This is a genomic window from Metabacillus rhizolycopersici (genome assembly GCF_020075705.1).
The window spans coordinates 104,019-112,742 of the sequence record NZ_JAIQUM010000012.1 but is presented as its reverse complement, the minus strand read 5'-3'; the positions used below and the strand labels follow the sequence as shown (position 1 = coordinate 112,742).

Annotated in this window: 7 protein-coding genes, 1 pseudogene and 1 riboswitch; of the genes and pseudogenes, 1 reads left to right on the top strand and 7 read right to left on the bottom strand. The window is 37.1% G+C overall.

The genetic code is table 11. The annotated features are described in order from the left end of the window. Window positions 1–226: pseudogene (locus K9V48_RS08195) on the bottom strand (succinate dehydrogenase); the annotation flags it as partial. A gap of 569 nt (window positions 227–795) precedes the next feature. On the opposite strand from K9V48_RS08195, the gene K9V48_RS08190 reads away from it, so the two are divergent. Beyond that, the gene (locus K9V48_RS08190; protein ID WP_224138258.1) at window positions 796–1,287 is read left to right on the top strand and encodes a YslB family protein; all 492 of its coding nucleotides are present in this window, start codon (window positions 796–798) and stop codon (window positions 1,285–1,287) included. Window positions 1,288–1,461: 174 nt separating this feature from the next. Here K9V48_RS08190 and K9V48_RS08185 read toward each other — a convergent pair whose 3' ends face one another. The 6 genes from K9V48_RS08185 to K9V48_RS08160 form a co-directional block, all read right to left on the bottom strand. Continuing rightward, entirely contained in the window at window positions 1,462–2,691 is a 1,230-nt protein-coding gene (locus K9V48_RS08185) for an aspartate kinase (RefSeq protein ID WP_224138256.1), read from the bottom strand. A gap of 327 nt (window positions 2,692–3,018) precedes the next feature. Then, a riboswitch (Lysine riboswitch) is annotated at window positions 3,019–3,197 on the bottom strand. A 68-nt stretch (window positions 3,198–3,265) separates the two neighbouring features. Continuing rightward, complete coding sequence (gene uvrC, locus K9V48_RS08180) at window positions 3,266–5,038, bottom strand: excinuclease ABC subunit UvrC (RefSeq protein ID WP_224138254.1); 1,773 nt, start codon at window positions 5,036–5,038, stop codon at window positions 3,266–3,268. A gap of 342 nt (window positions 5,039–5,380) precedes the next feature. After that, window positions 5,381–5,695, bottom strand: coding sequence for a thioredoxin (gene trxA, locus K9V48_RS08175; protein ID WP_224138252.1), 315 nt, complete (start codon window positions 5,693–5,695; stop codon window positions 5,381–5,383). Between the two features lie 261 nt (window positions 5,696–5,956). Beyond that, window positions 5,957–6,934 carry an electron transfer flavoprotein subunit alpha/FixB family protein gene (locus K9V48_RS08170; protein WP_224138250.1) on the bottom strand — a complete coding sequence of 326 codons (978 nt, stop codon included), beginning with the start codon at window positions 6,932–6,934 and terminating at the stop codon, window positions 5,957–5,959. A gap of 63 nt (window positions 6,935–6,997) precedes the next feature. Further along, a complete protein-coding gene (locus K9V48_RS08165) occupies window positions 6,998–7,771 on the bottom strand; it encodes an electron transfer flavoprotein subunit beta/FixA family protein (protein WP_224138249.1) in 774 nt (257 codons plus the stop codon). A 52-nt stretch (window positions 7,772–7,823) separates the two neighbouring features. After that, window positions 7,824–8,597, bottom strand: coding sequence for an enoyl-CoA hydratase (locus K9V48_RS08160; RefSeq protein WP_224138248.1), 774 nt, complete (start codon window positions 8,595–8,597; stop codon window positions 7,824–7,826). Window positions 8,598–8,724: the final 127 nt, after the last annotated feature.

Genomic DNA, 8,724 nt, shown 5'->3' with positions numbered 1-8,724 from the left:
ATACACCGTAAATCGCATGGTATAAAATCGGAAGAAAAATAACAAAAATCTCCAACGCATACCTAAATGGTAGCATCTCCATAAAATGTGCTGCTTCATTGAATGCCTCTGGACTCCTTGTAGCAAAGTGATTGACAACAAGATGCTGAATTAAAAAGAGACCGACAGGAATTACACCAAGTAATGAGTGCAGTCTACGATTCACAAACTCTCTGTTTCCAGCCATTATCCTTACCCCCTAAGATCAATATTCCACCCACGTTTTTTAATAAAATCCTTACCTTTTCACACAAAATATCCTTTCCTACCAAAGTTAAACGATCATCAATGGTGGTCACCACTGATCTATGTATAAGATCAAGCGCATTTACTTTGAGAAGGTACCTCATAGTCTATAAGCTTTTTCAAGATATCGTGTGACAAGTTCATTTTACCCCGATAAAGTAAGAGCGTCAAGAAAACGCGTACATAAATTCAAATTTTTAGGCGAATCTGAATATTATAATTTTATTTTATCAATATACTTAAAAGAAAAACATAACGGCTTATCAAAATCACTAAATTCACTAGATTTATAAAGCAAGATTTCCCTGAGTTTTTTACTAGAATTTATCCCGACCGTTCGTTCACTTCTTTTCAATTCAATTCACTCACGTTTAGAGGAGGGGGTTGTACTGACTTTTCGATATCTTCAACAAGATCAGAAGCAAAAGAACTATTTGTTTTTTACTTAATATTACATGTTTTTCACGTTAGTTCTTGTTATATAATAAAGCATAGAAAGAGGGGAATACCGTGAATAAACAATTAGAAATCGTTCAATTGGAAGAATTAAAGGATAGGCAGATACCAGCATTTGGTTTCGAATTACTAAGAGAGGTTCTTCTCCCGGATCTTCTTGGCCGAGATCTTCCTCAAATCCTGTATTGGGCTGGTAAAGGCTTGGCCCGTAAACACCCGGTAAATTCTATCGAGGAACTATTTGAATTTTTTAAGATTGCCGGCTGGGGCAACCTGGCATTGCTACATAATAAAAAGAATGAAATGGAATTTGAACTAAGTGGAGAATTCATTTCACTACGATTTAAAAAAACAAATGCACCTACTTTTCAATTAGAGGCAGGCTTTCTTGCTGAACAACTACAAATGATGAACAATTACATTACCGAAACATATGAGCAAGAAAAAAAACGTGCTAATAAAGTTATCTTCACTGTAAAGTGGGATCAAAAAGATATACTTCATGATGAGCCCTCTTTAGGAAAAAGAAGTCACCGAAAACCATAAGGCACAAAGCCATGAAAGAAGGGGTAACACAATCGTGAAACCCCTTTTCTATTTTTAAAAGATAAGAAAGAAAGTATAAAATTTTGACTTAGTTTTCGTATCCAGCGCGAGCGTCCATCCCTCTCTTAGGTCTAAGGCTGAGGCTAAACAAGACGCTTGCGCTTTTCCTATTTTTTATACTCTTGTTGTATCTTTTGAAAGTTCAAATGCGCTGTGAAGGATATCAACAGCATTAACCATGTGTTCCCCGGAAATGACTGTTGAAACTTTAATTTCGGACGTACTAACCATTTTCACTTCTACACCTTGCTTAGCTAACACTTCGAACATTTCTGCAGCAACTCCAGGATTTGAAACCATGCCAGAACCGACAATTGACACTTTTGAGAGACCTGATTCTGATTCAATTCTTTCATAATTCAATACAGATTTATGTTGCTCAAGTATTGTGATTGTATCCTCAAGATCTCTTGTTTTGACAGAAAATGAGATCGATGTTTTATTATCACTTGTCGTGCTTTGAATAATAATATCAACATTCAAGCTGTGATTTGCTAATGTAGAAAAAATGGTAGATAGTGTTGTTAATTCATTCGGCAAACCTAATACCGATACTCTCGTTACTTGATCTTCAAATGCAATCCCTCTTACTACTAAACTTTGCTCCATTTTTGTGTCCTCCTCAATAATCGTACCTCTTTCATTTTCGATACTAGAACGTACTTCTAGTGGAACGTTGTAGTTTTTAGCAAATTCTACAGCACGCGGATGTAAAACCCCTGCACCTAAATTAGCTAATTCAAGCATTTCATCATAAGAGATAGCGTCTAGTTTTCGTGCGGTTTTCACATATCTTGGGTCTGTTGTAAAAACACCTGTAACATCTGTATAAATATCACATTTATCCGCATGTAAGGCTGCTGCTAATGCAACGGCAGTCGTGTCAGAGCCACCTCTACCTAATGTTGTGATTTGGTGATCATTTGAAACACCTTGGAAGCCAGCAACCACAACAACTTTCCCGTTTGTTAATTCTCTTTTTATCTTGTCAGGGTTAATCTTCATAATTCTTGCGTTTCCATGTGCTGCCTCTGTTTTAATTCCCGCTTGCCAACCTGTGAATGAAATGGCATCATATCCTTTTTCCTTTAGGGCCATTGATAATAAAGAAATAGTTACTTGTTCACCTGTTGTAAGCAGCATATCCATTTCTCTCTTGCAAGGTTTAGCTGTGATTTGCTCTGCTAATGCTACAAGCTGATCCGTCGATTTTCCCATTGCTGAAACAACAACAACGATATCGTTACCATTGTCTTTCTCCTGAATGATACGGTCCGCTACATTAAGAATTTTCTCAGCAGTGCCAACAGATGTACCTCCAAATTTTTGAACGATAATTCCCAAACTAATCTCACCCTTCATTTCTTATTCAATGATCAAACTTGTTTGATTTATGTTAGAGCTACTGATCAACCAATTACTCATCCACTGTCTCAATGCAAGAACAAAAGCGTAAGCGCCTTGATCAGCCCCGACAAGTATAAGACGCTTTTGAATAGAAGGCGTACTTTGCCTTTTCAAAAGTGGCTTAGACCCAAGAGGGACTAGGCGCTGGAGCTGGATGTCGTGCGCTTATCCACAGTACAAGAATTTTATAAATTCCTGGCAATAAAAAAAGCAATGGGACGCAAAACATCCCATTGCTTACTAAACGAATAAATTCGTTTCCTACAATGAGATAGCTCTCCAAGGTAAAATCCCCTGACAATTTTACATCTCTTAAATGCAAAACCAGCAATTAAAGCAAATGGTGCTTTAATTGCTTCGGCGAGCTTCCCTTTTACCAATTGTCATCGGAGACCATTCTCCTCAAACTGGTTACTAATGAAGTTCGCACCTCTACCATCATCTAACAAACTAACGATCAAAGTATGAAATTACTGATAAGCATACCAAATCTTTTTAACAATAACAATCCTTATTCTTTTAAATGTTCAAAGATTTGCTTTGCAATATTTTCAGGCATGCCTGCTTCTTTAAACTGTTCAACATTTGCTTCTTTCATTTTCTTTAAAGATCCAAAATGTTTCAGAAGAAGCTTCTTCCTTTGCGCTCCCACACCAGGAATATCATCTAATATCGATTGTAGTGCATTTTTACCACGGAGCTGACGATGGAAGGTAATCGCAAAACGATGAACTTCATCTTGTATTCTTTGCAAAAGATAGAATTCTTGACTATTCCTCTCTAACTTTATTAACGCAGGAGGGGATCCAATAATTAGTTCTGATGTTCGATGTTTTTCATCCTTTACAAGACCAGAAACTGGAATATCAAGTGCTAATTCGTTTTCCAAAACATCCTGGGCTGCTGCAAGATGCCCTTTCCCCCCGTCTATAATAATTAAATCAGGTAACGGGAGCTCCTCCTTTAAAACACGACTATAACGTCTTCTCACGACCTCTCTCATCGATTCATAGTCGTCTGGGCCTATAACACTTTTTATTTTATATTTACGGTAGTGTTTTTTTGCTGGTTTCCCATCTTCAAACACAACCATTGCTGATACTGGATCTGTCCCTTGTATATTTGAGTTATCAAATGCTTCGATGCGATGTGGAGTATGAATTTGAAGTTTTTCACCGAGGTTTTCTACGGCTTTTATCGTTCTCTCTTCATCTCTTTCTATCAGGGAGAATTTCTCCTTTAACGCTACTTTGGCATTTTTATGAGCTAAAAGAATGAGATCCTTCTTTTTTCCACGCTTAGGTTGAAGTGCCGTAACATCTAACAGCTTTTCAACTAAATCATATTCAATGCTATCTGGTAATAAAATTTCCTTAGGTATAAAATGATTTGCCTTTGAGTAAAATTGCCCTAAATACGTTAAAAACTCTTGCTCTGGAGTATCATAAATTGGGAACATCGATACGTCCCGTTCAATTAACTTTCCTTGACGAATAAAAAAGACCTGTACACACATCCACCCTTTATCATATGCGTACCCAAATACATCACGATCGATTGAATCATTTAACGTCATTTTCTGTTTTTCCATCGTTGCTTCAATATGAATGATTTGGTCCCTGTATTCCTTTGCACGCTCAAACTCTAATTTTTCAGCGGACTTTTCCATTTTCACAGTTAAATCCTCTTTTACATTTTTATATCCACCATTTAAAAACTTTGTAATTTCTTCTACCATCATCCGATTTGTTTCTTCCGATACATCCTTCACACAAGGTGCTAAACATTGTCCCATGTGATAATACAGACAAACACGGTCGGGCAATGTAGAGCATTTCCTTAATGGATATAATCGATCTAACAGCTTAATTGTCTCACGTGCCGATTGAACATTAGGATACGGGCCAAAATACTTACTCTTATCTTTTTTCACTTTTCTTGTAGCAAGTAACCGAGGGTGACGCTCATTTGTGATTTTAATAAATGGATATGTCTTATCATCCTTTAACATCACGTTATATTTCGGATCGTATTTTTTAATAAGATTTAATTCTAAGATTAATGCCTCTAAATTTGAAGATGTAATGATATATTCAAAATCAACAATTTCATTTACTAGTCGCAACGTTTTTCCGTCATGTGAACCCGTAAAATATGAGCGGACACGATTCTTTAATACCTTCGCCTTACCGACATAAATCACAGTCCCTTGGCGATCTTTCATAATATAACAACCAGGCTGATCAGGGAGAAGTGCAAGCTTTTCCTTTATTTGATTGATCATAGCAAACACTCCTTACGTAAAAATTTATCTTTGATTAATAGTTACTCATGGTTCGGATTTTTTCCAAAACAAAAGTTTTACCGTCACTTGATGTTACTCCATTTGGTTCTAATTGTATTTTACCATGACTAATTTATTTCTACTCCTATCCAATTGCCAAATTACCTATAGTCATTTCCCAAGCAATAATTGTTGCATACTGTCGGAAAAGAATGCATGAACAAAAGCGCTTGCGCTGGATGTCGTGCGCTTATCTGCATTACAAGAATTTTATAAGTTCTTAAGAATTTTATAAGTTCTTAAGCATTAAAAAAAGGACTGACAAAAGTCAATCCTCAACTATTAAACATGTTTGTTTAAAACTTCAGCAAGAGCTTCTTTTGGTTGATAACCTACTGCTTTATCAACTACTTCACCATCTTTTAAAACGAGTAAAGTTGGAATACTCATAACGCCGAATTTTCCAGCAGTTTCTTGGTTTTCGTCTACGTCAACCTTTACGATTTTAACTTTATCGCCCATATCAGCATCAAGTTCCTCTAAAACTGGTGCAATCATTTTACAAGGTCCACACCATGGTGCCCAAAAATCTACTAAAACGACGCCGTCGTTTGTTTCATTTAAGAAAGTTTGATCTGTTGCATGAGTTATTGCCATTGTTATTCCTCCTTATCTTAGGTAAAAGATGACTAAAGTATAACACTTACTTACGAAAGTAGCTAACATTATGCTTCACTCATATTTTCCCCTTTGTTACTTAATCAAACCATACTATTTCTTTTTATCTTTTACGGACAGTAACTTCTCATTTTCGCTTCTCTCATTCACTAACAGCTTAGTGGTGGGTGATTTTTGACATTTAAATCGTGATACTGTTCAAGATGGGTTTATTAACCTTCAAGTAGGTCCGTATTATGTTTATGCATTTATTTTTAGTTTTTTAAATTCATTCGTTAATAGCGGTACTACTTCAAATAGGTCGCCTACAATCCCATAATCAGCAACATTAAATATACTTGCTTCAGGGTCTTTATTAATCGCAACGATAACTTTTGAGTTCGACATACCCGCTAAATGTTGGATCGCCCCTGAAATCCCACATGCAATATATAAATCAGGTGTGACAACCTTACCAGTTTGACCGATTTGTAACGAGTATTCACAGTACCCAGCATCACAAGCACCACGTGATGCACCGATTGCGCCACCTAGTACATTAGCTAATTGTTTTAGTGGTTCAAAGCCTTCTTCGCTTTTTACACCACGTCCTCCTGCAATGACAACTTTCGCTTCTGATAGATCTACCCCTTGAGAAGCCTTACGAACTATTTCCTTTACAATCGTTCGGAGATCTTTAATTTCAACAGATAATGAACTTATGTCCCCACTTCTTGTTTCATCCTTTTGCAATGGGGGAATGTTATTGGGACGAATCGTTGCAAAAATGATTCCAGCTGTGACAATTTTCTTTTCAAACGCTTTACTTGAATAGATTGGTCGTGTAAAAATAACATTTCCACCGCTCACTTCGATAGCTGTTGCATCAGAAATTAATCCAGAGTTTAATTTCGCGGCAATTTTAGGTGATAAATCTTTTCCTAATGCTGTATGACCAAATATTATTCCTTCAGGATTTTCGCTTTTAATCACAGCTAATACAGCTTGGGAATATCCATCTGGTGTGTAGGTGCTAAGTTTCTTATCTTCAACTGTCACTACACGATCTGCACCACGTTGAATTAATTCAGAGGATAAAGAAGACACATTTTCACCTAATAAGACAGCCACAACTTCTCCACCCTCAGAAATTTTTTTCCCAGCTGCAATTGCTTCAAATGATACATTCCGTAATTCTTGATCCCGAACCTCACTTAATACAAGTACTTTCCTTGCCATGATTTTTTCCCCCTTTTTTATGATTTGAACGGTTTCATTCTCCCGAGTCCCCTTTTATTAGCTTCAGACAACCTTTGCTTCGTTTCTAAGCAGCGATACCAGTTCCTTCACTTGCTCTTCTATCTCTCCAGCTAAAACTTTTCCATCTTCTTTTTTCGGGGGTAAAAAGATTTCAATTGTTTTCGTTTTCGGTTCAACCTCATCCTCTTCTAAATCAAGATCAGCTAATTCGAGCTCATCTAAAGGCTTTTTCTTCGCCTTCATAATGCCAGGTAAAGAGGGATAACGAGGCTCATTCAATCCTTGTTGAGTTGTTACTAAAAGTGGTAAAGTGGCCTCGATAACCTCTGAATCACCTTCAACATCCCGAACAACCGTTGCCTTATCACCATTAATATCAAGCTTTGTAATAGTTGTTATATAAGCGATATCTAAAAGTTCTGCTAAACGTGGTCCTACTTGACCAGACCCACCATCAATTGTCACATTTCCCCCGAGGATAATGTCGATCTTTTGATTCTTAAAATATTCTGCCAAAATTCTCGATGTCGTAAATTGATCTCCCTCTTCTAGATCATCTTCCGTATTAATTAAAACCGCTTTATCACACCCCATTGCTAACGCGGTACGTAACTCTTTTTCAGAGTCCTCTCCCCCGATTGTTACGACCGTAACGACTCCGCTATTCGCATCGCGCAATTGGATTGCCTCTTCAACCGCATATTCGTCATAAGGATTAATGATAAATTCTGCTCCATCTTCATTGATCTGCCCATTTTGAAGAGTGATTTTTTCTTCCGTATCAAATGTTCTTTTCATAATGACGAAAATATTCATATCCCATTCCCCCATGTTTTCATAAAATAGGTTTCAACACTATAATAGGAAGTTATTTTCCAATGAAATTTGGTTTTCTTTTCTCAATAAATGCAGAAATCCCCTCTTTTGCATCAACACTTTCAAAAATTTCACCAAACCATGCTGCTTCCTGCTTAATACCCTCTTGATAGGAAAATTTTTTTCCTGCATTAAGCAGTGAAATAATCGCTTTCACAGAAAGTGGACTTTTAGCTGCAAACTTTGCTGCTAGCTTTTTTGCCTCTACAACTAATGTTTCTTCAGGATATGCATGGTTAGCTAATCCAAACTGTACGGCCTTATCTCCTAAGATAGGTTCGCTTGTTAGCATCATTTCTAAAGCACGAGCCGTCCCAACGTATTTTGGTAACCGTTGCGTTCCACCAAATCCCGGGATAATCCCAAGCTGCAATTCGGGTAAACCTAGCTTCGCATCCTCTGTAACAAGCCGGAGATGACAAGACATTGCTAATTCTAAACCACCGCCTAAGGCAGCACCATGAATTGCAGCAATTACTGGCTTAGAAAATGTCTCAATTCGCTCAAATAATTGCTGACCAACTTCAGATAATGCAGAAAATCCCCTTCCAGAAGGAACTCCAATAAATTCCTTTATATCTGCTCCCGCTGAGAAAAACCGCCCCTCACCACGCAAAATAATGACCCTGACGTCTTGATCTGCCTCAAGTTGATCAAACAATAATGAAAGCTCATGTAAAACGTGCGTTGATAAGGCGTTTGCTGGTTCATGATTGATTATTACATCGGCAATAAACTTCTCCTTAGTAAGTTTTATAAACTTCATCTGAATCCTCCTATTTATTTTCCTTTAATGCAATCATCGATGTTTCTACCTAATCTAACCTAGATGGCTGCTAGAATAGTAAGACAAACTTTCACAGATAACAGGAGTTATGAAGCATCAATAATTG

Coding starts and splice junctions, on each gene's coding strand:
- uvrC (WP_224138254.1), bottom strand. CDS start 5,038: ATGATCAATCAAATAAAGGAAAAGCTTGCACTTCTCCCTGATCAGCCT.
- K9V48_RS08165 (WP_224138249.1), bottom strand. CDS start 7,771: ATGAATATTTTCGTCATTATGAAAAGAACATTTGATACGGAAGAAAAA.
- K9V48_RS08170 (WP_224138250.1), bottom strand. CDS start 6,934: ATGGCAAGGAAAGTACTTGTATTAAGTGAGGTTCGGGATCAAGAATTA.
- trxA (WP_224138252.1), bottom strand. CDS start 5,695: ATGGCAATAACTCATGCAACAGATCAAACTTTCTTAAATGAAACAAAC.
- K9V48_RS08160 (WP_224138248.1), bottom strand. CDS start 8,597: ATGAAGTTTATAAAACTTACTAAGGAGAAGTTTATTGCCGATGTAATA.